This window comes from Marmoricola sp. URHB0036 (assembly GCF_000426045.1).
Taxonomy (GTDB): Bacteria; Actinomycetota; Actinomycetes; order Propionibacteriales; family Nocardioidaceae; genus Marmoricola.
Genome location: NZ_AUEP01000019.1, coordinates 51813 through 75433 on the forward strand (window position 1 = coordinate 51813; position 23621 = coordinate 75433).

Annotated in this window: 27 protein-coding genes; 21 read left to right on the plus strand and 6 right to left on the minus strand. The window is 70.7% G+C overall.

Features of this window, described 5'->3' with window-relative positions; translation table 11 throughout:
- Positions 1–9: 9 nt before the first annotated feature.
- From H976_RS0119575 to H976_RS0119590, 4 genes are read left to right on the plus strand one after another with little or no spacing between them, the layout of a single operon-like run.
- The gene (locus H976_RS0119575) at positions 10–801 is read left to right on the plus strand and encodes a sugar phosphate isomerase/epimerase (RefSeq protein WP_027862920.1); all 792 of its coding nucleotides are present in this window, start codon (positions 10–12) and stop codon (positions 799–801) included.
- Positions 798–1388, plus strand: a complete 591-nt coding sequence (locus H976_RS0119580; protein ID WP_027862921.1) for a TetR/AcrR family transcriptional regulator — start codon at positions 798–800, stop codon at positions 1386–1388. The genes H976_RS0119575 and H976_RS0119580 overlap by 4 nt, the downstream gene beginning before the upstream one ends.
- Positions 1389–1435: 47 nt before the next feature.
- Positions 1436–2143: an ABC transporter ATP-binding protein gene (locus H976_RS0119585; RefSeq protein ID WP_231388997.1), complete on the plus strand. Its 708-nt coding sequence runs from the start codon at positions 1436–1438 to the stop codon at positions 2141–2143.
- Positions 2140–2913, plus strand: coding sequence for an ABC transporter permease (locus H976_RS0119590; protein ID WP_051277110.1), 774 nt, complete (start codon positions 2140–2142; stop codon positions 2911–2913). The genes H976_RS0119585 and H976_RS0119590 overlap by 4 nt, the downstream gene beginning before the upstream one ends.
- Before the next feature lie 108 nt (positions 2914–3021).
- Here the strand turns inward: H976_RS0119590 and H976_RS0119595 are convergent, their stop codons facing one another.
- The 3 genes from H976_RS0119595 to H976_RS0119605 form a co-directional block, all read right to left on the minus strand.
- Positions 3022–3795 (minus strand): class I SAM-dependent methyltransferase, encoded by a 774-nt coding sequence (locus H976_RS0119595; protein ID WP_027862924.1) that lies wholly within the window; start codon positions 3793–3795, stop codon positions 3022–3024.
- Positions 3792–4670, minus strand: a complete 879-nt coding sequence (locus tag H976_RS0119600) for a hypothetical protein (RefSeq protein WP_027862925.1) — start codon at positions 4668–4670, stop codon at positions 3792–3794. Before H976_RS0119600 ends, H976_RS0119595 begins: the two co-directional genes overlap by 4 nt.
- Before the next feature lie 88 nt (positions 4671–4758).
- A complete protein-coding gene (locus H976_RS0119605; protein ID WP_027862926.1) occupies positions 4759–5094 on the minus strand; it encodes a hypothetical protein in 336 nt (111 codons plus the stop codon).
- A gap of 176 nt (positions 5095–5270) precedes the next feature.
- On the opposite strand from H976_RS0119605, the gene H976_RS0119610 reads away from it, so the two are divergent.
- The 10 genes from H976_RS0119610 (at position 5271) to H976_RS27430 (ending at position 13161) form a co-directional block, all read left to right on the plus strand.
- On the plus strand, positions 5271–6200 hold the full coding sequence (locus tag H976_RS0119610; RefSeq protein ID WP_027862927.1) for a proline dehydrogenase family protein: 930 nt from the start codon (positions 5271–5273) through the stop codon (positions 6198–6200).
- Positions 6201–6216: 16 nt separating this feature from the next.
- On the plus strand, positions 6217–7020 hold the full coding sequence (gene proC, locus H976_RS0119615; RefSeq protein WP_027862928.1) for a pyrroline-5-carboxylate reductase: 804 nt from the start codon (positions 6217–6219) through the stop codon (positions 7018–7020).
- 9 nt (positions 7021–7029) lie between these two features.
- Positions 7030–8421 (plus strand): DUF2079 domain-containing protein, encoded by a 1392-nt coding sequence (locus H976_RS27425; RefSeq protein ID WP_081683055.1) that lies wholly within the window; start codon positions 7030–7032, stop codon positions 8419–8421.
- A 69-nt stretch (positions 8422–8490) separates the two neighbouring features.
- Positions 8491–9672 (plus strand): acetoin utilization protein AcuC, encoded by a 1182-nt coding sequence (locus H976_RS0119625; protein WP_027862929.1) that lies wholly within the window; start codon positions 8491–8493, stop codon positions 9670–9672.
- A gap of 166 nt (positions 9673–9838) precedes the next feature.
- A complete protein-coding gene (locus H976_RS0119630; RefSeq protein WP_027862930.1) occupies positions 9839–10045 on the plus strand; it encodes a helix-turn-helix domain-containing protein in 207 nt (68 codons plus the stop codon).
- A 131-nt stretch (positions 10046–10176) separates the two neighbouring features.
- Complete coding sequence (locus tag H976_RS29690) at positions 10177–10278, plus strand: 30S ribosomal protein bS22 (RefSeq protein ID WP_081683056.1); 102 nt, start codon at positions 10177–10179, stop codon at positions 10276–10278.
- A gap of 23 nt (positions 10279–10301) precedes the next feature.
- Complete coding sequence (locus H976_RS0119640) at positions 10302–11333, plus strand: NAD-dependent epimerase/dehydratase family protein (protein ID WP_027862931.1); 1032 nt, start codon at positions 10302–10304, stop codon at positions 11331–11333.
- A complete protein-coding gene (locus H976_RS0119645) occupies positions 11326–12540 on the plus strand; it encodes a lysophospholipid acyltransferase family protein (protein ID WP_027862932.1) in 1215 nt (404 codons plus the stop codon). The genes H976_RS0119640 and H976_RS0119645 overlap by 8 nt, the downstream gene beginning before the upstream one ends.
- Before the next feature lie 7 nt (positions 12541–12547).
- Positions 12548–12724, plus strand: a complete 177-nt coding sequence (locus H976_RS30470; RefSeq protein WP_196804147.1) for a hypothetical protein — start codon at positions 12548–12550, stop codon at positions 12722–12724.
- An 8-nt stretch (positions 12725–12732) separates the two neighbouring features.
- Complete coding sequence (locus H976_RS27430; protein ID WP_231389000.1) at positions 12733–13161, plus strand: class I SAM-dependent methyltransferase; 429 nt, start codon at positions 12733–12735, stop codon at positions 13159–13161.
- 6 nt (positions 13162–13167) lie between these two features.
- On the opposite strand, the gene H976_RS29120 is transcribed toward H976_RS27430, so the two are convergent.
- Both H976_RS29120 and H976_RS0119660 read right to left on the minus strand, forming a co-directional pair.
- On the minus strand, positions 13168–14412 hold the full coding sequence (locus H976_RS29120) for a DUF5667 domain-containing protein (protein ID WP_027862933.1): 1245 nt from the start codon (positions 14410–14412) through the stop codon (positions 13168–13170).
- 202 nt (positions 14413–14614) lie between these two features.
- On the minus strand, positions 14615–15415 hold the full coding sequence (locus tag H976_RS0119660; protein ID WP_027862934.1) for a sigma-70 family RNA polymerase sigma factor: 801 nt from the start codon (positions 15413–15415) through the stop codon (positions 14615–14617).
- A gap of 162 nt (positions 15416–15577) precedes the next feature.
- Between H976_RS0119660 and H976_RS0119665 the strand changes: the two genes are divergently transcribed.
- Positions 15578–16018, plus strand: coding sequence for a MarR family winged helix-turn-helix transcriptional regulator (locus H976_RS0119665; RefSeq protein ID WP_027862935.1), 441 nt, complete (start codon positions 15578–15580; stop codon positions 16016–16018).
- Here the strand turns inward: H976_RS0119665 and H976_RS0119670 are convergent.
- A complete protein-coding gene (locus tag H976_RS0119670; RefSeq protein ID WP_027862936.1) occupies positions 16015–16881 on the minus strand; it encodes an HAD family phosphatase in 867 nt (288 codons plus the stop codon). The two genes, H976_RS0119665 and H976_RS0119670, sit on opposite strands and share 4 nt — an antisense overlap.
- Before the next feature lie 118 nt (positions 16882–16999).
- On the opposite strand from H976_RS0119670, the gene H976_RS27440 reads away from it, so the two are divergent.
- The 6 genes from H976_RS27440 (at position 17000) to H976_RS0119700 (ending at position 23610) form a co-directional block, all read left to right on the plus strand.
- On the plus strand, positions 17000–18580 hold the full coding sequence (locus H976_RS27440; protein ID WP_051277114.1) for a class I adenylate-forming enzyme family protein: 1581 nt from the start codon (positions 17000–17002) through the stop codon (positions 18578–18580).
- 1 nt (position 18581) lies between these two features.
- On the plus strand, positions 18582–18827 hold the full coding sequence (locus tag H976_RS0119680) for a glutaredoxin family protein (RefSeq protein ID WP_027862937.1): 246 nt from the start codon (positions 18582–18584) through the stop codon (positions 18825–18827).
- 194 nt (positions 18828–19021) lie between these two features.
- Positions 19022–19684: a redox-sensing transcriptional repressor Rex gene (locus tag H976_RS0119685; protein ID WP_231388998.1), complete on the plus strand. Its 663-nt coding sequence runs from the start codon at positions 19022–19024 to the stop codon at positions 19682–19684.
- The gene (locus tag H976_RS0119690) at positions 19681–20973 is read left to right on the plus strand and encodes a glutamyl-tRNA reductase (protein WP_027862939.1); all 1293 of its coding nucleotides are present in this window, start codon (positions 19681–19683) and stop codon (positions 20971–20973) included. The genes H976_RS0119685 and H976_RS0119690 overlap by 4 nt, the downstream gene beginning before the upstream one ends.
- Complete coding sequence (hemC, locus tag H976_RS0119695) at positions 20970–21896, plus strand: hydroxymethylbilane synthase (protein WP_027862940.1); 927 nt, start codon at positions 20970–20972, stop codon at positions 21894–21896. The genes H976_RS0119690 and hemC overlap by 4 nt, the downstream gene beginning before the upstream one ends.
- Before the next feature lie 13 nt (positions 21897–21909).
- A complete protein-coding gene (locus H976_RS0119700) occupies positions 21910–23610 on the plus strand; it encodes a bifunctional uroporphyrinogen-III C-methyltransferase/uroporphyrinogen-III synthase (RefSeq protein WP_027862941.1) in 1701 nt (566 codons plus the stop codon).
- Positions 23611–23621 lie beyond the last annotated feature (11 nt).

A 23621-nucleotide genomic window follows, 5' to 3' on the forward strand; every position in this document is an offset into this window, starting at 1 on the left:
CGGTCCTCGGTGGCTCCCCAGTTCGCGTTGTCGACCGCCTCGGTCTACCCCGAGACCACCACGCACGCCTTCGACTACGCCGAGCGGCTCGGCTACGACGCGGTCGAGGTGATGGTCAGCATCGACGTGGTCAGCCAGAGCGTCGAGAAGGTGCGCGCGCTGCGCGACTACCACCAGGTGCCGGTCTGCGCCGTGCACGCGCCCTGCCTGCTGATCACCCAGCGGGTGTGGGGCACCGACCCGTGGGTGAAGCTCGAGCGGAGCGCCGAGATGGCCAAGGAGCTCGACGCCGATGTCGTGGTGGTGCACCCGCCGTTCCGGTGGCAGCGCGACTACGCGACCGGATTCGTCGAGGGGATCGCCGACCTCGAGCGTCGTACGGGCATCGCCTTCGCGGTCGAGAACATGTATCCCTGGCGAGCGACCTCGCGCCGCGAGATGAAGGTCTACCAACCCGGGTGGGACCCGTCCCAGGAGCAGTACGCCAACACCACCATCGACCTGTCCCACGCCGCCACCGCGAAGTCCGACCCGATCGCCATGGCCGAGCGGCTCGGTGACCGGCTGCGACACGTGCACATGACCGACGGCAGTGGCTCGCCGAAGGATGAGCACCTCGTGCCCGGCCATGGCAACCAGCCGTGTGGCCGGTTCCTCGAGCTGCTCGCCGGCCGTGGCTTCGAGGGCCACATCGTCGTGGAGATCAACACGCGCAAGGCCGGTGACCGCGAGACGCGCGAGGCCGACCTGCTGGAGTCGCTCGCCTTCAGCCGGCTGCACTTCGCCGCGGCTGGTGCATGAGCCGGGGGCGCAGGCCGGGTGCTCCGGACACCCGGGCCGAGATCCTGGCGGCGGCGAGGGCGCTCTTCGCCGCGCGGGGCTTCGGCAACACCTCGATCCGCGCCATCGCCGCCGACGCCGGCGTCGACTCGTCCCTCGTCCATCACTACTTCGGTACCAAGGACGACCTGTTCATGGCGGCACTGCAGCTGCCCGTCGACCCGCGCGAGCTGTTGGCCCCGGTGCTGGCGAATGGCCCCGAGGGCGCTGCCGAGGCCATGCTGCGCATCTTCCTCAGCGTCTGGGACGACCCCGAGAACCAGCTGGCGTTCCTGGGTCTGTTCCGCAGCGTGCTGGACCCACCCGGGGAGCGGCTGCTCAGCGAGGGCTTCGTCCCGGTCGTGCTCGGCCCGGTGGGAGTAGCACTCGGCATCGACCACCCCGAGGTGCGCCTGCCCCTGGTGGCGAGCCAGATGATCGGCCTGATCATGTGCCGCTACGTGCTCCGGATCGAGCCGCTGGCGTCGATGGAGCAGGGGACGCTGGTGGCGGCGTACGGCCCGACGATCCAGCGCTACCTGACCGGAGAGCTGCCGCTCGACCCTTGACGGGCACCGTTCCGGGTCGTTTAATTCATCACATGATGAATAACGCCGTGTCCGTGCGCAGCCTCCGCGTCGCCCGCGGGGGCAACGAGGTCCTCCGCGACCTCGACGTCTTCGTCAAGTCGGGACAGGTCACCGGCCTGCTCGGGCCGTCCGGGTGCGGGAAGACCACGCTGATGCGCGCGATCGTCGGCGTGCAGCGGATCACGGGGGGTGACGTCGAGGTGTTCGGCTCCCCGGCCGGGAGCGCGTCGCTGCGCGACAGGATCGGCTACGTCACCCAGCAGCCGAGCGTGTACGACGACCTCACCGTCACCGAGAACCTCCGCTTCTTCGCGCGGATCCTCGGAGTGGCCCCGGGCCGGGTGGACGAGTGCGTCGACCTCGTCAAGCTCGGCGACAACCGCGCCAGCATCGTCAGTCGTCTCTCCGGGGGGCAGCGGTCGCGGGTCTCCCTGGCGGTCGCCCTGCTCGGCGAGCCGGCGCTGCTGGTGCTCGACGAGCCGACTGTCGGGCTCGACCCGGTGCTCCGCGTCGAGCTGTGGGAGACCTTTCACCGGCTGGCCGACGCGGGTGCCGGCGTACTCGTCTCCAGCCACGTCATGGACGAGGCCTCCCGCTGCGACCGGTTGTTGCTGATGCGCGAGGGCCGGCTGATCGCCGACGACACCCCGGAGGGACTGCTCGCCTCCACCTCCACCGAGGACATCGAGCAGGCATTCCTCTCCATCGTCCGGCACGAGGAGGCAGCGGCATGAAATCACCCCACGACATGAGCACCACCAGCGCCCTGAGCGTCCGGTCGACCGGCGCCGTCACCACCCGCGTCCTGACGCAGCTGCGGCGCGACCACCGCACCCTGGCGATGCTGCTCGTGCTGCCGTGCGCGCTGATGACGCTGCTGTGGTGGATGTTCGACGGCCTTCCGGGCAACGGCTTCTCCAGCCTCGGGCCAGCCCTGCTGGCACTCATCCCGTTCATCATCATGTTCCTGGTCACCTCGGTGACGACGCTGCGCGAGCGCACGTCCGGCACCCTCGAACGGCTGCTGGCGATGCCGATGGGCAAGCTCGACTTCCTGCTCGGCTACGCGATCGCCTTCGGTGTCGTGGCTGCGGTGCAGTCCGCGCTGGCGGTGGGACTGTGCGTGTGGGTGCTCGACCTGACGATCATCGGGTCGACCTGGATGCTGATGGTGGTCGCGGTCGTCGACGCGGTGCTGGGTACGGCGATGGGCCTGTTCGTCTCGGCCTTCGCGCGCACCGAGTTCCAGGCCGTGCAGTTCATGCCAGCGGTGGTGATCCCGCAGCTGCTGCTCTGCGGGCTGTTCGTCCCGCGCGACCAGCTGCCCCGGACGCTCGAGGTGATCTCCGACGTGCTGCCCCTGTCCTACGCCGTCGACGCGATGCAGAAGGTCGCCTCCTCGACCGAGACCGGTGAGGTGTGGGGCGACATCGCGATCATCTCGGCGTACGTCGTGGCCGCGCTCGCCCTGGGTGCGTTGACGTTGCGGCGGCAGTCGGCGTGAGGCTCAGGAGTTGACAAGTTTCCCCGGGCGCCCGGGGAAACCGACCTCGTGTCACGTGAGGGCGCTCCCGTACGACGATCGACAGCCCTGGTGTGACACGAGCGAAGGTCAGCCGCGCTTGCGGGCGATCCACACCTCTTCACTCGGCCAGCGCTGGGCCCACTGGGGGCTGACGAACATGGCGTTCGAGGTCGCATCACCCGGTGCCTGCAGCTCGATCAGGTCCTCGACCTCGAACCCGTTCGCGCGCAGCACCCGGACCCAGTCGCCGTGGGCGAGGTGGAACTCGACCGACGGGTCGTCCGGCCACTCGAACCGGTGCATCCCGAACGACGAGCGCAGCAGCCGGTCGGTGGCCGGCTCGTCCTCGTCGTCGGGTGCGCACAGCATCAGCAGGTAGCCGTTGGTGAGGAAGACGAGACGTCCGCCGGGCCGCAGCAGTCGAGCGGCCTCCGCCACCCAGACGTACGGGTCGGCCCACAGGCAAGCGCCGTACTCGGAGATGGCGAAGTCGAAGGACGCGTCCGGGTAGGGCACGTGCTCGGCATTGCCCAGCAGCAGTGGGAACTCCAGCCCGTGCGCGTGCTGGAGTCGCCTGGCCGTGTCGAGCTGGTTGGGGGAGTTGTCGATGCCGACCGGACGGGCGCCGCGTCGTGCGAGCCAGGCCGAGACGTACGCCGTCCCGCACCCCAGCTCGATCGCATCCAGCCCCTCCACCCCGTCGAGCAGGTGCAGCTCGGACTCGGGGATGTTCCAGATGCCCCACGACGCCTCGGTCGCTCCCCACTGCCGCTCGCCCGCCGACACGTACCCGGCCGCCATCTCGTCCCAGTGCTCCCGGTTGCGCGCCGCGTGCTCGGGGAGCTCGTGCTCGTCGCTCATGAGTTCGGAGAGTAGTCACGCAGGTCGAGGCCCATCGGCGAGTCCAGCGGGAGGTCTCCGGCGCGTACGACGGCCGCAGCCACGGGGCGCAGCAGCTCGAGCAGCTCGGCGCGTTCGTCGGCGCTCAACACGTCGTACGCCGGTGCGGCCAGTCGGTCGGTCGTGTCCTCGATCTGCGCGTGGAGATCCCGCCCCTGCTCGGTGAGGGCGTCGCCGTCGACCAGTCCCCGCTCGCGCAGAGCCGTGAGCCGGCGGTCCCACTCCTGTTCGGTGAAGTCGCGGGCCAGCGTGTACACCTCGCTCGGCGTACCGACCGCCACGGCGTGGAACACGTGGGCCTCCCGGCCCGTGATGCCGGCTGCCAGCAACGCCGCCACGTGTCCGTCTCCCCGGTGCTCGCGCAACAGGGTGGCGGCGTGCCACAACCGCTCGAGCGGCTCCTCGGGCACCGGCAGCGCGTGGTTGGCGGCGAAGAGCGTGCGACCTTCCAGTGGCGCGGCGACTGCGGCTCGGGTGGCGAGCTCGGCGGCCCTGGCCACCGCCGGCTCGTCGGCGAGGTCGGCGAGGGCTCGACGCAGCGCCGCCACCGACCCGTCGGCGCGGGCGCTCAGGGCAGCGGGTGGGGGAGCGAACTCCCACGCCGCCGGCAGCGCCCGGGCCACCCGCTCCCAGCCGAAGTTGTAGAACAGCGCGTGCACCACCTGCGGCCCCACCGGCCCCAGCGGCGCCGCCCGGTTGGCGAAGTACCCCATCCAGAACCCCCGGTACCCCGCCTCCCGCAACGCGGCCAGCGGCTCGGGCGCGAAGTACACCACCGCATGGATCGGCTCCAGCACCCGCCAGAACTCTCGTACGTCGTCCCCTGCCTCGGTCATGGGCCCAGTCAACCCTCCCCGATAGTCCCGAGCGATCGGCCCTCCAAACGGGCCTCAAGAGGGGCCATTCGTTCGGGACTACCGGGAACTAGGACTGGGCCACGACGGACTCGCTCAACGGGCTGAACACGAGCAGTCCCAGCTTGGGCGCCTCCGCTGCCAGGAAGTCCTCGACCTCCTGGTAGCCGTCCGATCCGATGGTCAGGTAGACGAACTCGCCGTCGAGGGAGTCGCGGAGGTCCTCCCACGGGGGATCCGGGAAGGCAGCCTCCAGCAGGTCCGCGAGACGGGTCAGTTCCGCCACCGGCTCGCGGTAGTTCGGGAAACGGGGGTCGCTGTCCTCGAAGCGGCGCTCGAACTCGGCGTACGCCGCCGCGTCCGACAGCCTCCCGCCCTGCTTCCAGATCGCGATGTCGATGGTCACGCGAGGAGCCTAGGTGCGACCAAGCCGGATAGTCCCGAGCGATCGGCCCCTGAAACAGGCCTCGGGAGGGGCCATTCGTTCGGGACTATCCGGTCCGTCTGATCCCCCAGCGATTTCGGGACGAACAACCCCCGGCGGTACCGTGGCGAGAACCCCAGATCCCTTGGAGGACCTACGTGCTGCGACAAGCACTCCTGATGCTGGCCCGGAGCCACCAGGTCAAGGACATCGTCACGCGGATGCCGGTGAGCAGCGGCATCGTGAACCGCTACGTGCCCGGTGAGCACACCGACGACGCCGTACGCGCGACGCATGACCTGATCGACGAGGGACTGCACGTCACCCTCGACTTCCTCGGCGAGGACACCCTCGACGAGGCGCAGGCCGAGTACACCGTGCAGGCCTACCTCGATCTCCTCGAAGGGCTCAGCCACGCCGGGCTCGCGCGCAACGCCGAGGTGAGCGTGAAGCTCTCGGCCATCGGCCAGGCGCTGCCGGACGTCGGTCCCAAGCTCGCGACGGAGAACGGCCGGCGGATCTGCCAGGCCGCGCGCCATGCGGGTACGACGGTCACCCTCGACATGGAGGACCACACCACCACCGACCTCACCCTCGGGACGCTGCGCGAGCTGCGCAAGGACTACCCCGAGACCGGCGCGGTGCTCCAGGCCTACCTGCACCGCACCGAGCAGGACTGCCGCGCGCTCGCCTACGAGGGCAGCCGGGTGCGGCTGTGCAAGGGCGCCTACAACGAGCCCGAGGACGTGGCCTGGCAGGACCGGCACGACGTCGACAAGTCCTACGTCCGCTGCCTGAAGGTGCTGATGGCCGGCGAGGGCTACCCGATGGTCGCCACCCACGACCCACGCCTGGTCAAGATCGCCTCGGCGCTCGCCACCCGCAACGGTCGGATGCCCGGGACCTACGAGTTCCAGATGCTGTTCGGCATCCGCGGCGACGAGCAGAAGCGCCTGGCCAGTGCCGGCGAGAAGGTGCGCGTCTACCTGCCGTACGGCGAGGAGTGGTACGGCTACCTGATGAGAAGGCTCGCCGAGCGTCCCTCCAACCTGACATTCTTCCTGCGTTCGCTGATCTCGCAGAAGTAGCCGAAGAAGGAGCCCCATGACCGTCGCGATCATCGGTGCCGGCGTGATGGGCGAGACCCTGCTCTCCGGCCTCCTCCGCGGCGGCCACGACGCCGCCGACCTGATGGTCGGAGAGAAGCGTGAGGAGCGCGCCGTCGAGCTCCGGGCGAAGTACGCCGTGCGCGTGGTCTCCGACCTCGCCGAGGTCGCCCGCGCCGATACCGTCGCGCTGGTCGTCAAGCCGCAGGACATGGGCGACGTGCTCAGCGAGATCGCCCCCCACCTGCACACCGGACAGCTGTTGATCAGCCTGGCCGCCGGCATCACGACCGAGTACATCGAGAAGCACATCCCCGACGGCATCGCGGTCGTCCGCGTCATGCCCAACACTCCCGCGCTGGTCGACGAGGGGATGGCCGCGATCTCGCCCGGCACGCACTGCGACGAGGAGCATCTCGCGCGGGCCGAGGGGATGCTCAGGGTCACCGGTCGGGTCGTCCGCGTTCCCGAGAAGCAGCAGGACGCGGTGACCGCGATCTCCGGCTCCGGTCCGGCGTACCTCTTCTTCGTGGTCGAGGCGATGATCGAGGCCGGCGTACACCTCGGGCTGCCGCGCAGCACCTCGACCGAGCTGGTCGTGCAGACGGTGGTCGGTTCGGCCAAGCTGCTCCGCGAGACCGGCACCCACCCGACCGTGCTGCGCGAACAGGTGACCTCGCCGGGTGGCACCACCGCCGCGGCCATCCGCGAGCTCGAGGACCACAAGGTGCGGGCAGCGTTCATCACGGCCATGGAGGCCGCACGCGACCGGTCGGTCGCCCTCGCTGCCACCGATGACTGACCAGCACTGATGACTGCACCTGCAGTGGCCGACCGCACGGTCGGCCGTCGACCCGACCGCACCCCGGCCTGGCAGGTGACGTTGGCGTTCGTCGTGCTGGCCACGCTGTACGCCGCGATCTCCATCCAGCAGTACCGCCGGATGGACTCCTACATCTTCGACCTCGGCTTCTTCGAGTCGGTCATCCGCGACTACGCCCACGGCCACCTGCCCCACGTGCCGGTCACCGACACGACCTCCGCCACCCTGCACTTCAGCCCTGTCCTGGCGCTGCTCGCGCCCGTGGTGCTGGTCTGGCCGTCCCCGATCGCGGTGCTGACCAGCCAGGCGGTGCTCGTCGCGATCGGGGTGGTGCCGCTGATGCGGGTCGCCGTGCGCGGCTGGATGGCCTGGGCGGTCGCGGTGAGCTACGGCCTGGCGCCCGGCGTCAGCGCGCTGATCGGCTTCGACTTCCACGAGGTGGCGTTCGCCGTACCCCTGCTCGCGTTCAGCATGGCCGCCATGGTGCGCGGCCACCATCGCTCAGCGGTGCTCTGGGCGCTGCCGCTCGTCCTGGTCAAGGAGGATCTCGGGCTCACCGTCGCGGCGCTCGGGCTGGTGGTGTTCCTGCGCGGGTCGAGGCGCCTCGGGACGTTCGCGATGGCGTTCGGGGTGGTCGCGTTCGCGGTGCTGGCGCTGTGGCTGCCCCACGCCGTCGGGAGCGGCGGCTTCACCGAGGGCGTCGCTCCACACAGCCTCGGTGACGTCTGGCGCAACCTCGGCGAGGGCTGGCACAACAAGGGGCGCACCGTGGTGTTCCTGCTGCTGCCGACCGGGCTGCTGGCGCTGCGCTCGCCGATGCTCCTGCTGGTGGCGGTGCCGACCTACGCCTGGCGGTTCCTCTCCGCCCGCTACACCTACTGGGATCCCTGGTACCAGTACGACGTCGTGCTGGTGCCGATCGCGGTCGCCGCCATGATCGAGGGTGCGGTGCTGCTGCACGGGCGGGTTCGTCAGCTCGGACTGGTCGCCGCGGTGGTCGGCACGCTGGCGTTGCTCCCGCAGCAGTACCTCGCGTTCAAGCAGGTGTGGGACCCCGACTTCTGGCAGACGCCCGCCCGCACGGCCGCGGTCGATCGGGTGCTCGCCAAGATCCCGGACGGCAGCCGGGTCGCTGCCTCCGACGACCTCGGCAGCCGGATCGCGCTGCGCACCGACCTCTACATGGTCGGCGACACCATCGGTCCCGACGGACCTCCCTCGCCGCCCTCGGACTTCGACGAGGTCGAGTGGATCGCGCTCGACACCGAGATCGCTCCAGCACCGGTGCCGGCCTGGCGAGGGTTCGCCGCATTGCTCCAGAGCGGCGAGTTCGAGGTGGTCGCCCAGGCCGACGGAGTGGTCGTCGCCCGCCGTAAGTGATCGCGCGGACAGGGCGAAGGCCGGCTGGGCGCCGTCCGATCACTGATCCGGGCGAGTAGCGTCCGCGCCATGGAGCCGACCTGCCGCGCCTGCCTGGTGTACGACGAGTCGCTCACCGCCTACGACTTCGGTCCGACCCACCCGATGAACCCGATCCGCGTCGACCTGACCGTCGCGCTGGCCGAGGGGCTCGGCGTACTCCACCACCTGCCGCGGGTCGCAGCGCCCGATGCCACCGAGGACGACCTGGCCACCGTCCACGAACCGGCCCTGATCGAGGCGGTGATGGCGGCCGGGGCCGACCCGACCCGGCACGACCTCAGCCGCGGACTCGGCACCGACGACGACCCCACCTTCCCCCGGATGCACGAGGCCTCGCGCCATGTCGTCGGCGCCAGCATCGAGGCGGCGCGACAGGTGTGGACCGGGGCTGTCGACCACGCCGCCAACATCGCCGGCGGCCTGCACCACGCGATGCCCGACCGGGCCAGCGGGTTCTGCGTCTACAACGACGTGGCCGTGGCCATCAAGTGGCTGCTCGACAACGGCGCCGAGAAGGTGGCCTACGTCGACGTCGACGTCCACCACGGCGACGGCGTCGAGGCGATCTTCTACGACGACCCGCGTGTGCTCACCATCTCCCTGCACGAGACCGGCCAGATGCTCTTCCCCGGCACCGGCTTCCCGGCCGACTCCGGCGGACCGGACGCCCTGGGCTCGGCGGTCAACGTCGCGCTGCCACCGGGCACGGCCGACGCCGGCTGGCTGCGCGCGTTCCACGCCGTGGTGCCGCCGCTGGTCAGGGAGTTCGCTCCGGACGTGCTGGTCACCCAGCAGGGCTGCGACAGCCATCGGGACGACCCGCTCGCCCACCTCGCGCTCAGCGTCGACGGGCAGCGGGCCAGCTACCTGGCACTGCACGACCTGGCCCACGAGGCGGCACACGGACGCTGGGTGGCGTTCGGCGGCGGAGGCTACGCCGTCGTCGAGGTCGTGCCGCGGGCGTGGACGCACCTGCTCTCGGTGGTCTCGGGCCGGCCGCTGGACGTGGACCTGGCGACACCCGAGGCTTGGCGCAGCGAAGTCAGCAGTCAGCTCGGCGTACGCCCTCCCTCGCGGATGACCGACGGACGCACGCCCGCTTTCCGCGACTGGCGCGAGGGCTACGATCCCGACACCTGGCTGGACCGGGCGGTGCAGGCCACCCGCGACTCCGTGTTCCCCTGGAACGGCCTCGACCCGCAGCTGTGAGAGCCTGAACCGGTTCCGGCGCAAGCGGACACGCCGACGTCTCACTGGCCACTTTGGGGAATCTCTGGCACATTGGCCACATCTGGCCCTATATTTCTCCTCAGACCGCACGTGTGGTCCACAGTGGGGAAGCTGTGGGACGTGCGACAAGAAAGCACGGTGCGCCATGCCCACGAACATTCCCGGAGACATCTCCGACGTGAAGTTCCTGACCGTTGCCGAGGTGGCGGCCGTCATGCGCGTCTCGAAGATGACCGTCTACCGACTGGTCCACAACGGTGAGCTGCCCGCGGTCCGCGTCGGTCGCTCGTTCCGCGTCAGCGAGGACGACGTCAACGAGTACCTCAAGAGCAGCTTCTTCGACGCCGGCTGAGCCCGCACCCGACCGCTGACCGAGAGCACCCGGACCGATTCGGCCCCACCCCCGGTGGGCGGATAGGCTGTGCCCTTCGAACAGGGACGCGTCACGTCCCTGCCTGGGCACATCGAACGGATTGGTTAAACGTGGGTTCTGTCATCAAGAAGCGTCGCAAGCGCATGGCGAAGAAGAAGCACCGCAAGCTGCTGAAGAAGACGCGCGTGCAGCGTCGCCGTCTCGGCAAGTAGGCACCACCTCCGAGAGACCAGTCATGGGTCAGGTTGTCCTCGTCACCGGCGTTGCCGGCGATCTCGGGCGTCGCTTCGCGGCGCAGCTGTCGAAGTCGCCGGTGGTCGATCGGGTCATCGGCATCGACACGGTGCCGCCTCGTGGCGACCTCGGACGAGCCGACTTCGTGCGGGCCGACATCCGCAACCCCGTGATCGCGAAGGTGATCGTGCGCGAGCGCGTCGACACCGTCGTGCACACCAGCGTCGCCGCGACACCGGCCGCCTCCGGTGGTCGCACCTCGATGAAGGAGCTCAACGTCATCGGGACGATGCAGCTGCTCGCGGCGTGCCAGCAGGCTCCCGACGTACGCAAGCTGGTGCTGAAGTCCAGCGCCGCGGTGTACGGCGCCTCCAACCGCGACCCGGCCATGTTCACCGAGGGCATGAACGCCAAGCGTCTCGCGACCAGCGGCTTCGCCAAGGACATCACCGAGGTCGAGTCCTACACCCGCGGCTTCGGCCGTCGGCGTCCCGACGTCGCGGTGACGACGCTCCGGATCGCCAACGTGATCGGCCCCCGCATCACCTCGGCGATGACCGGCTACTTCCGGCTCCCGGTGATCCCGACCGTGCTCGGCTTCAACCCGCGGCTGCAGTTCCTGCACGAGCAGGACGCCCTCGACGTGCTCGAGCACGCCACCGTGACTGACGTGACCGGCACCTTCAACGTGGCCGGTGACGGCATCCTCACCCTCGCCCAGGCCGTGCGCCGCCTCGGCCGGCCCTCGCTGCCGCTGCCGGGGTTCGCCGTCCCGACCTTCGGCTCGGCCATCCGGCAGACCCGGCGCGCGGACTTCTCCCCGGAGCAGGTGGCCTTCCTGACCTTCGGTCGTGGTCTGGACACCACCCGGATGCGTTCCATGCTCGGCTTCGAGCCCAGCTTCACCACCGCCGAGGCCTTCGCCGACTTCGCCAGCTCGGTGACGCCCGGTATCTTCGGCCCCGAGCGCGTCCTGGCCACCGAGTCCGCGCTGGTGGGCGCGCTCACCTCCGGAAGGGGCAGCCGTGGGTGATGCCGAGATCATCCCGATCGGCACGCGCGGCAAGCCCGGGCGCGGCACCGGTGACGAGAAGCCGTCCTCCAACAGCCGCAGTCTTGCTGCCAAGGCGCCCGCCCGACGTCCGGCCGCCCGACAGCCGAGCCCTGCCGTCTCCGAGCCCGGCCCCGACGACGTGCGGGTGCCGGCACAGCAGGTGCAGCCGAAGCAGGCCAGGAAGACCGCCCCGGCCGCGCTGCCGCAGACGGGCTCGACCACCGCGGACGACCACGACACATCGCTGCCGGATCGTGCGCCGGTGACCGCCGACCACCGCCACCCCGCCCCCGGCATCCCGCCGCTGGAGTGGCTGGCGGCGCTCACCTCGGCCTCCAAGGAGCTGTTCGGGGACAACTGGGAGCCCCGGCTGGCCCACTTCCTCGCCTTCCTGCGGCGTCGGCTCACCGGTGACTACACCGTCGACGACTACGGCTTCGACCAGGAGATCACCGAGCGCTTCATGCTGGCCGCGCTGCGCCCGATCGCGCAGAAGTGGTTCCGGGTCGAGGTCCGTGGCGCGGAGAACATCCCCGCCACCGGCGGTGCACTCGTCGTCTCCAACCACTCCGGCACGGTCCCGGTCGACGGGCTGATGACCGCGGTCAGCATCCGCGACCACACCGGCCGGTTCCTGCGCCCGCTCGGCGCCGACCTCGTCTTCCGGCTGCCGTTCGTCGGTGACCTGGCGCGCAAGGGTGGCGCGACCCTGGCCAGCAACGACGACGCCGAGCGGATGCTCCGCGGGGGCGAGCTCGTCGGCGTCTGGCCCGAGGGGTTCAAGGGCATCGGCAAGCCGTTCAGCGAGCGCTACAAGCTGCAGCGGTTCGGGCGCGGTGGATTCGTCTCGGCGGCCATCCGGACCGGCGTACCCATCATCCCGACGTCGGTCGTCGGCGCCGAGGAGATCTACCCCCTCGTGGGCAACATCCCGTCGCTGGCGCGGCTGCTCGGCCTGCCCTACCTGCCGATCACGCCGCTGTTCCCGCTGCTCGGGCCGCTGGGCCTGATCCCGCTGCCCTCGAAGTGGCTGATCGAGTTCGGCGAGCCGATCCGCACCGACGAGTACGACGTGGGCGCGGCCGACGACCCGATGCTGGTGTTCAACGTGACCGACCAGGTCCGCGAGTCGATCCAGCAGACGCTCTACGCCCTGCTGATGAAGCGCTCTTCCGTCTTCTCCTGACCCCGCGATGTCGACGGCCGAGGAGATCGAGGCCTGGGACGCTGAGGCCGACACCTTCGACGAGCCCGCGGACCACGGACTGCGCGATCCAGGAGTGCGCGCGGCCTGGCGGCGGCTGCTGCTCGACCGGCTCCCTGCTGCCCCTCGAGGGTCGCTGACCTCGGCTGCGGCACCGGCACCCTGACGCTCCTCCTGGCTGAGGAGGGCTATCGGGTCGACGGGGTCGACTTCTCGCCGAAGATGCTGGAGCGGGCCAGGGCCAAGGCAGGCGATCACTCGGGTGTGAGCTTCGTGCTCGGGGATGCCTTCGCGCCACCACTGCCGGAGGCGGCGTACGACGTGGTGCTGTGTCGGCACGTGCTCTGGGCCATGCCCGACCCGGCCGTGGCGCTCGGACGATGGGTGGAGCTGCTCGTGCCCGGCGGGACACTGCTGCTCGTGGAGGGCCGGTGGTCCGACGACGTGGGCCTCTCGGCCGAGGAGACGGTCTCGCTGGTCGAGTCCGGCGGACGTCCGGCGGCGCTGACCAGGCTCACCGAAGCGACGTACTGGGGGCGGGACGTCGAGGACGACCGCTACCTGGTCGTCAGCGCCCGCGGCAGCGTCGGCGCGGGAGGCTAGGGAGCCTCAGGGCAGGAGGCCGGTGAGCGTGTCGACGGTGTCGCCCACCGCGTCGCCGACCTTCTTGGTGGTGTCGTCCAGCGGCTTGGTGAGCGGGTCGGTCGCGCCGTTGGTGGCGGTGCTGACCGTGCTGGTGACACCGGAGACGAGATCCGGGACCGCAGCTGCGGCTCCGCTGGTGACCGTCGGCAGCAGCTTGCCGTCGGGGGTGATCACGTTGGTGATGGGGTTCTCGGCGCTGCCGGGCGTGCTGGGGAGGGAGTAGTTGGGGGTGCCGTCAGGGTTGGTGCCTGCGGGGAGCAGCGAGAACTTGCTGGCCTCGCTCTCCGCGTTCGCACTGAGGGCCTTGATGTGCGCCGCGCGAGCGGCAGCGATCGTGGCGGCCTCGGTCTTGACCTGGCTGACCGGGCTGGCGAGCAGGTTGGCCACGGTGGCGGCTCCCGCCCCGGCGCTCAGCGCGTTGGGCGGTGCCAGCGGGCTGGTCGGGGCGCAGGCGCCGCACAGGTTGCGTGCCTGCGCGTCGATGTCGGCCAGGGTGTCGGCGGCGTCGACCAACAGGTCGTTGGTCGCCGTGTCGGCCCCCGTCGACATGGCGGAGACGTCGGCCATCTGCGCAGCGGTGAAGTCACGCACCGCGGTGATGTCGGCCTGGTCGCCACTGGACTGGTAGCTCGAGAACAACTTCTCCGAGCCGGAGTCGGCAGCGGTGCGGAAGGCGTCCATCGTCTGGGAGATGACGTCGGGGTCGGCGTTGCCCTCGGCCTGCAGGGCGCGGACCTCCTCGAGCCGAGTCGCGGCCTGGCCGAGCAGTGCCCGGCCCTGGCTGGCGTCGCCGAAGTGGGCGGCGGTCGTGACCTGCTCGATGCCGCGCTTGATCGGGTAGAGCGTCTCGCCCGGGAGTGAGCCGGAGGCCGCGGCTGCCATCCCGGCGGTGCCGCCGACGACGACGAGCGAGGCCGCGATCGTCCCGAGGCGGCGGTTGCGGCGCTTGGTGCGCTCCTCGGGCAGCGAGGGAACCGCCCGGAGCGTGGTCGTGGGAGCGCCGGCGAGCTCGGTCTCGGCAGCGGTCATCAGCCGTGAGCGGAGGTCGCCCACGAACTCGGCCCGGGGAGTGACCTCGGGAAGTGCGCGCAGCTGCTGGACGGCACCGAGGAGCTCGGCGTACCTCGTGGTCACAGCGTCGTCTGCGGTGCCCGAGAGGACTCGTTCGAACTCCTCGGCCGCTCGCTGTGCGGGGAAGAGGGGTGTCATGGGTGCGTTCCTGGGATCGGGATGTTGGTGTCGTGTCGATCAGCGGTTTCTCCGCTGAGGGGCGTGCACTCTGACAACCGGCCCAACGAGGGGTTTGCAGCGGAAGTTATGGGCTGACGAGCGGTGTCCACGCTCTGGTCTACACCATCTCGCATACTGACAATTCGGACGCTCGCGAGGCTGCTCATCAACGTGGGGTGCTTCATCGCATCCCCTCGGGCAGGATCTTGGCCAGGTTGCGTACGCCGCGCAGCTGCAGCTGCTTGACCGCGCCGGAGCTGCGGCCCAGCACGTCGGCGGTCTCCGCGATCGAGAGACCCTGCAGGAACCGCATCACCAGGCACTCGCGCTGCTCGGTGGGCAGCTGGCTGAGCGCCTCGAGCAGCGCCTCGTTGGTCAGCGAGGCCAGGACCGCACCCTCGGGGCCCTCGGCGGTGCTGTCGAGGGTGCTCATGTCCTCGGTGGTGGACTCCAGGCGGGTGCGGCCGGCCTTGAAGTGGTCGGTGGTCAGGTTGCGGGCGATCGTCATCAGCCACGCACCGAAGTCCTTGCCCTGCCAACGGAACGAGCTCATCGAGCGCAGCGCCCGGAAGAAGGTCTCGGCGGTGAGGTCCTCGGCCAGGGGCACCGAGCCGACCCGGTAGTAGAGGAAGCGGTAGACGCTGGCCTGGTAGTGGTCGTAGAGCTGCCCGAAGGCCTCGGAATCGCCGCCGCGGGCGAGCTCGACGAGTGCGATCAGACGGCTGCCCTCGGCCTCGTCCTGGACCGAGGAGGTGGCGAAGGCGGAGTCGTCGTGGTGGCCGGCGCTGGTGGTGGCCGGCGCGGCGGACTGGCTGGTCTGGGCGAGCAGCCAGGGCAGGTCAGGGGCGCGGGCGGGGCGGCGCAGCGGGCCGTCGTACGTCGTGAGGGGGAGGGGGTCGAGACTGTCGAAGCCGGAGTCCAGGACCTCAACGAGGGCACGACGCAGCGCGTCCAGACCGCGTTGTAGATCGTGTAGTCCCATGCGTTACATCCCTCACCGACCGGGCGTGTCGGTGCCCCTCCTGACCGCCTCGATGCTACGCGCCGGTAGTGCACTTGGGAACCGGTTCGTGAGGCATACCACGGCTTCGGACGGATATGCCGGAAAATCATAGAAGGAAGCCTGAGCAGGTACCCTGTCGAGATGCCCTCCGACGAGCTGATCGACCGGGCCGCCGACGCACTGGTCGACAACGTCCACCGGCTGGCCCGACGTCTGCGCCAGCGCCCGCTGAGCGGTGAGCTGACCACGACCGAGGCCTCCGCCCTGACCCGGCTGGCCGGAGACGCCTCGCTGACCGTGGCCGACCTCGCTCGGGCCGAGCAGGTGCGGCCACAGTCGATGGGCGCGGTGGTCGACTCGCTCGAGGGGCGCGGCCTGCTCAAGCGCCAGCGCGACCGCGCGGACGGTCGCCGGGTGCTGCTGACGGTGACCAGGGCCGGTCGCGAGACGGTCGTGCGAGGACGGACCCCGCGTGCCGAGCAGCTGGCGGCAGGGCTGTCGTCGGGGTTCACCGAGGAGGAGCTGGAGCAGATCGTCGCGGTCGCGCCACTGCTGGGACGACTGGCCGGTCGCCTCGACTAGGAGACCTTGCGGCGAATGGCTGCCCCGGCGGCCACGGTGCCCGCGACGGCGCCCGCCACGGCGGCGGTGAAGACGCCGGCCCGGGCCGCCTTCCGGCCGGTGCGGTAGTCGCGGATGCGCCAGCCGTTGGCGCGGGCGTGCTCGCGCAGCCGGTGGTCGGGGTTGATCGCGCACGGGTCGCCGACGGCGCTGAGCATCGGCAGGTCGTTGTAGGAGTCGGAGTACGCCGAGCAGCGCTCGAGGTCGAGCCCGAACCGGTCGGCCAGCTCGCGTACCGCCACCGCCTTCGCGGAGCCGTGCAGCATCTCGCCGACCAGCGCTCCGGTGTAGACACCGTCGACGTGCTCGGCGACGGTGCCGAGCGCGCCGGTCAGGCCGAGCCGTCGGGCGATGATCGTCGCGATCTCGATCGGCGCCGCGGTGACCAGCCAGACGCGCTGGCCCTGGTCGAGGTGGAGCTGTGCGAGTGCGCGGGTGCCGGGCCAGATGCGGTGCGCCATCCGCTCGTCGAAGATCTCCTCGCCCAGCGCCTCGAGCTCGCTGACGGTGTGCCCGGCGATGAAGGAGAGGGCGGACGCGCGGGCGTCGGCGACGTGCTCGGGGTCCTCGACACCGACGAGGCGGAAGTAGGCCTGCTTCCACGCCGCACCGAGGATGTCGCGGGTGGTGAAGAACTCGCGGCGGTGCAGCCCGCGCGCGAGGTGGAAGATCGAGGCGCCTTGCATGACGGTGTTGTCGACGTCGAAGAAGGCCGCCGAGGTCGGGTCGGCCTCGACGCTGAGAGCACTCTCCACCTCGGCGATGGCGGCCGCGGCCTCTCCCGCGAGCTGGGAGCGACGCTGCAGATTCGTCGGTCTGCGCACGGGCTTCCGGCCATGCTTCTGGCCGGGCTTCTGGCCGGGCTTGTTGCTCGGCGGAGGCGGCGTCACGGGGGCCAGCCTAGGCGGTTGAGGGCGGCCACCGGTGTGGGAGACTTCCCCGATGGAATCCAACGTCGCCGAGCTGCTCAGCAGGGCGGCCGCGCGGGAGCCGGAGAAGACGGCCCTGTCGGAGGCGACCTCGGGACGCAGCATCACCTGGAGCGGTCTCGACGACCTCGTGCAGCGGGTGGTGCAGGGATTCTCGGACGCCGGGATGGTCGCCGGTTATCGGGTGATGATCGCGGCCGGCAACAGCATCGAGTTCGTGGCGTCGTACCTCGGAGCACTGCGGGCCGGCATGGTCGTCGTACCCGTCAACCCGCGCAGCGCGACCGGTGAGCTGATGCGCACCATCGTCGACTCGGGCTCCCGCATGGTCATCGCCGACGGCGGCACCATCTCCACCGTCCGGGAGGCCGTCGGCGGGCTCAACGACGCGCTGGAGTCGGTCGGCATGGAACCGGCGGCGCGGCCGCGCATCGTCACGGTCGGTACGACGCTGGCGCCGGGGGAGCGGGGCTGGGACCAGCTGGTCGCCACCAAGGGTCGGCAGGGGCCGGTCCGCATGGACCCCGAGTCGTTGGCCGTGCTGCTCTACACGAGCGGTACGTCGGGACGACCGCGCGCGGCGATGCTGTCCCACCGTGCGCTGCTGGCCAACATCGCCCAGGTCGCCCAGGTCGACCCGCCGATGATCACGGGCCGCGACGTGGTGCTCGGGGTGCTCCCGCTGTTCCACGTCTACGGGCTCAACGCCGTGCTCGGCCAGGTGCTGCGGCAGCAGGCGCGGCTGGTGCTGGTCGACGGCTTCGACCCGGAGGGCTCGCTCGACATCATCGAGGACGAGGCGATCTCCGTCGTACCCGTCGCCCCGCCGGTCTTCGCCTACTGGATGGGCGTGCCGGGGCTGGAGGACCGGCTCGGTCCCGTACGGCTCGTGCTCAGCGGCTCGGCCCCGCTGGCCGCGGACCTCACCGACGCGTTCACCGCCCGCACCAACGTCCCGATCCACCAGGGGTACGGCCTGACCGAGGCGGCACCGGTCGTCACCTCGACGCTGTGCAGCAAGGACCCGACCGCGCGCTCGGTGGGGGCGGCGCTGCCCGGGGTCGAGATCCGGCTCGTCGACGAGGCCGGTCACCAGCCGAGCACCGAGGACGACGGCGAGATCCACATCCGCGGCGACAACCTGTTCTCCGGCTACTGGCCCGACGGCTCCGACGGTCCCGACAGCGAGGGCTGGTGGGCGACCGGCGACGTCGGCTACCTCGACCCCACCGGCGACCTCTACCTCGTCGACCGGGTCAAGGAGCTGGTCATCGTCTCGGGGTTCAACGTCTACCCGAGCGAGGTCGAGGACGTGATCGCCGAGCTCCCCGAGGTGGCGGAGGCGGCCGTGATCGGCGTCGAGGACCCGGAGACCGGCGAGGCCGTGGTCGCCTACGTGAAGCCGTCGGCCGCCGGCGCGAGCGACGCCCTGGTCGACGTCGTACGCCGCCACTGCGAGCAGCGCCTCGCCCGCTTCAAGCAGCCCACCACCATCCACGTGGTCGAGGAGCTGCCCTACACGGTCACCGGCAAGGTGCAGAAGGGCCGGCTGCGCGCCACCGAGCGCCGGCGCGCCCTCGGCCTCCTGGAGTGACATGAGTGCGCGGATCACCCTGTACAGCAAGCCCGGTTGCCACCTCTGCGACGACGCCCGCCGGGTCATCGAGGTGGTCTGCGACGAGCTCGGCACGTCGTACGACGAGGTCGACATCACCACCTCGCCCGAGCTGATCGACGCCTACGGCGAGCAGATCCCGGTCACCTTCGTCGACGGCAAGCAGCACGACTTCTGGCGGGTCGACCCCGCTCGGCTTCGGGGGGCGCTCACCCAAACCGGATAGTCCAGAACGCATGGCCGGTGGGTCGCAGGCCCTGAGCGGCATTTCGTTCTGGACTACCCCGTAGGCCCTCGCAGACCCCCCAACCCAGTGGGACATCTCACATGTGCTAGCCAGCGGCTGGACTGTATTTGTTCCCGAGTTCACAAACTCTTACAGTGACCAAGGTTCCCCACCTGTGGAGAGTGTCTTCAGTCGTGAGCAGTACCCGCATCCCCGAGGCGACCGTGGCTCGGCTTCCGGTCTACCTGCGGGCGCTCAATTCCATGAGCGATGCCGGTACGACGACCTGTTCCAGCCTCGAACTGGCGACTGCCGCGGGCGTGAACAGCGCCAAGCTGCGCAAGGATCTCTCCCACCTCGGGTCCTACGGCACCCGTGGCGTGGGGTACGACGTGGCCTACCTGCGCTACCAGATCTCCCGCGAGATCGGGCTGACCCAGGACTGGCCGGTGGTCGTGGTCGGGATCGGCAACCTCGGGCACGCGCTGGCCAACTACTCCGGCTTCTCCTCGCGTGGCTTCCGGACCGTCGCGCTGCTCGATGCTGATGAGAGCCGCCACGGCGAGGTCGTCGCCGGGCTGGAGATCCGCCCGTTCGAGGACCTCAAGCAGGTGGTCGCGGACCACGGCGTCGGCATCGGCGTGATCGCGACGCCCGCCATCGCTGCCCAAGCCGTCGCCGACCGGATGGTCGAGTGCGGCATCCGCAGCGTCCTCAACTTCGCGCCGACGATCCTCTCGGTGCCCGAGGGCGTGGACGTACGCCGCGTCGACCTCTCCAGCGAGCTGCAGATCCTCGCCTACCACGAGCAGCGCAAGAACAGCACCCTGTCGACCCCGGTGGAGGACGTCTCATGAGCGTCCTGGTCGTCGGCATCTCCCACAAGACCGCACCCGTCTCCGTGCTCGAGCGGGTCGCCCTCGACGGCGACCACGCGACCAAGCTGCTCCGCGAGGTCGCCGACCTCGAGCACGTCACCGAGGCGACGGTGCTCTCCACCTGCAACCGCACCGAGATCTACACCGACGTCGACCGCTTCCACGGCAGCGTCGAGTCGATCTCCCGCATCCTCGGTGAGCTGGCCGGGCAGTCGCCCGAGGACGTGCTGACCCACCTCTACGTCCACTACGACGAGGCCGCCGTCTCCCACCTGTTCCACGTCGCCGCCGGCCTCGACTCGATGGTCCCTGGCGAGAGCCAGATCCTCGGCCAGACCCGCGAGGCGCTGCGGATCGGGCAGGAGCAGGGCGCTGTCGGGCCGGCCCTCAACGTGCTGTTCCAGCAGGCCCTCCGCGTCGGCAAGCGCTCGCACGCCGAGACCGACATCGACCGGGTGGCGCCGAGCCTGGTGGCCTCCGCCCTCGACCGCGCGGCCGACCACGTCGGCGAGATCGTCGGCAAGCACGTCGTGATCATCGGCGCCGGCTCGATGGCCGGGCTCACCGCCGCGACCGCCTCGCGCGCCGGCGCTGCCTCCATCACCGTCGCGAACCGTACGCCGGAGCGGGCCACCCGCCTCGCCCAGCAGTACGCCGCCACGGCGATCCCGCTCTCCGGTCTGAGGAGCTTCACCGGCCCGGTCGACGTGCTGGTCTCGTGCACCGGTGCCGCCGGCGTCCTGATCGACGTCGAGGCGGTCTCCTCGCGCCGTCGCCACGACCACCCCCTCGCCGTGATCGACCTCGCCCTGCCGCGTGACGTGGCCCCCGAGGTGGCCGACCTGCCCGGCGTACGCCTGATCGCCCTGGACACCCTGGCCGCCGAGCTCGAGGACAGTGCCGGTGGTGCCGACGTCGAGGGCGTCCGCCTCATCGTCGGCCAGGAGCTGACCGCCTTCCTGGCCGCCCGCCGCAGCCAGAGCGTGACCCCCACCGTGGTCGCCCTGCGCACCATGGCGACCGGGGTGGTCGAGGCCGAGCTGGCCCGGTTGATGAGCCGGATGCCGGACCTCGACGACTCCTCGCGCGCCGAGGTGGAGAAGACCCTGCGCCGCGTCGCCGAGAAGCTGCTCCACCACCCGACCGTGCGCGTCAAGGAGCTGGCCAACGACTCGGGTGCGGTCTCCTACGCCGCCGCGCTCGCCGAGCTGTTCGCCCTCGACCCCGAGGCCGTCGAGGCCGTGACTCGCGTCGAGGGGGTCCAGTGACGGTCGTCCGCATCGGCACCCGCGCGTCCAACCTGGCCCGCACCCAGAGCACTCTCGTCGGCGAGGCCCTGACCACCGCCACCGGGCTCGAGTTCGAGCTGGTGATGATCCGCACCGAGGGTGACGTGTCCACCGCGCCGCTGGCCCAGATCGGCGGCACCGGCGTCTTCGTCAGCGCTCTGCGCGAGGCGCTGCTGCGCGGCGAGATCGACCTGGCCGTGCACTCCCTCAAGGACCTGCCCACCACGCCGCCCGAAGGCATCGCGATGGCCGCCGTGCCGACCCGCGAGGACCCCCGCGACGTCGTCGTCGCCCGCGACGGCCTCACCCTCGGCGAGCTGCCGCAGGGAGCCCGCGTCGGCACCGGAGCCCCCCGCCGGGTGGCCCAGATCGCCGCGCTCGGGCTCGGGGTCGACCTGGTCGACGTGCGCGGCAACGTCGACACCCGCCTCGGCAAGGTCGTCGACGGCGCTCTCGACGCGGTCGTCCTGGCCCGCGCCGGACTGGCCCGTCTCGGCCGCGTCGACGAGGCGACCGAGGTGCTCGACCCGCTGCAGGTGCTGCCGGCCCCCGGCCAGGGAGCCCTCGCTGTCGAGTGCCGCGTCGGCGACAGCCTGCGTGACGTAGTCCACAAGGCGCTCGACGATCCGCGCTCCCGCGCCTGTGTCGAGGCGGAGCGAGCGCTGCTCGCCGAGCTCGAGGCAGGGTGCTCCGCTCCGGTCGGCGCACTGGCTGAAGTTGCGGAAGGGGACCTCGGTGACGAACTGTGGGTCCGTGCGGTCGCGCTCTCGCCCGACGGCGCACTCTTCGTACGACGATCCGCGTCCGGTCCTCTCGACGATCCTGTCGGGCTCGGCCAGAAGCTCGCCGCGGAGATGCTGGCCGAGGGCGCAGCAGAACTGATCAACGAAACACCGAAGTAGCAAGAAGGCGAATGTGACCAAGCAGAAGACGTCCAGCACCCCTGCCACCACTGGGGCCGGTGCCGCGCGCCCCGTGAAGTGGGTCTCCTTCGTGGGCAGTGGCCCCGGTGACCCCGGCCTGCTCACCGTCCGCGCGGTCGAGCTGCTGCGCGAGGCCGAGATCGTCATCACCGAGGTGCCCGACCACGAGCAGCTCGTGCGCACGCTCCTCGGCCTCCCCGAGCCGATCGCCGAGGAGGACCAGGTCGAAGGCGCCGAGCCGGCCGAGCACGTCGGTCCGGTGTTCGTCGACGGTGGCTTCGGCGAGGACGGCCAGCCGCTGACCCACGCCGCCCGCGCCAAGGTGATCGTCCGGCAGGCCAAGACCGGCAAGCGCGTCGTCCGCCTGATGGCCGGCGACCCGTTCGTCTACGCGTCCGGTCCCGAGGAGGCGCAGGCCTGCACCAAGGCCGGTGTCGGTTTCGAGATCGTGCCCGGTGTCTCGTCGGTGACCGCTGTCCCGGCGTACGCCGGCATCCCGCTGACCACCAAGACCCACCGCGAGGTGGCCGTGGTGACCTGCAACGAGACCAAGATCGACTGGGCTTCCTACGCCTCCCACCCGACGCTCGTGCTGCTCTCCGCGGTCGGCTCCATCGGTGACATCGCCGCCCAGCTGATCGAGGCCGGCCGCGGGGCGGACACCCCGGTGTCGATGACCCGCACCGGCACGCTGACCACGCAGGAGACCATCGTCTCCACGCTGGCCAACATCGACCGCGACGCCACCTCCCACGGCATGACGCCGCCCGCGATCATCGTCGTCGGCCCCGTCGTCGACCTGCGCGAGACGCTGTCCTGGTTCGAGACCAAGCCGCTGTTCGGCTGGCGGGTGCTGGTGCCGCGCACCAAGGAGCAGGCCGGCGTGCTGTCCTCGCGCCTGCGCGGCTTCGGTGCGGTGCCCGAGGAGGTCCCGACGATCTCGGTCGAGCCACCGCGCAACCCGCAGCAGATGGACAAGGCCGTCCGTGGCCTCGTCGAGGGTCGCTACGAGTGGATCGCGTTCACCTCGGTCAACGCGGTGCGCGCCGTGCGCGAGAAGTTCGAGGAGTACGGCCTCGACGCCCGCGCCTTCTCCGGCCTGAAGATCGCCGCCGTGGGCGAGAAGACCGCGGCCTCGCTGGCCGACTGGGGTCTCAACTCCGACCTGGTGCCCTCCGGTGAGCAGTCCGCCCGCGGCCTGCTCGAGGACTGGCCGCCGTACGACGACGTGCTCGACCCCATCAACCGGGTGTTCCTGCCGCGCGCCGACATCGCCACCGAGACCCTGGTCGCCGGACTGGTCGACCTGGGCTGGGAGGTCGACGACGTCACGGCCTACCGCACAGTGCGTGCCGCCCCGCCGCCGGCCGCGACCCGCGAGGCGATCAAGACCGGCAAGTTCGACGCGGTCGTGTTCACCTCGTCCTCGACGGTGCGCAACCTGGTCGGTATCGCCGGCAAGCCGCACACCTCGACGATCATCGCGGTCATCGGTCCGGCCACCGCCAAGACAGCGGAAGAGCACGGCCTGCGCGTGGACGTGCTCGCGCCCGAGCCGTCGGTCGAGGCCGTGGTCGACGCGCTGGCCGACTTCGGCGCCAGCCGTCGTGCCTCGCTGCTCGACTCCGGGCAGCCGGTCACCCGGCCGTCCGAGCGTCGTCCCGCCAGCCGCCGTCGGGCCAGCTCGAAGTAGCAGGTCTGCGC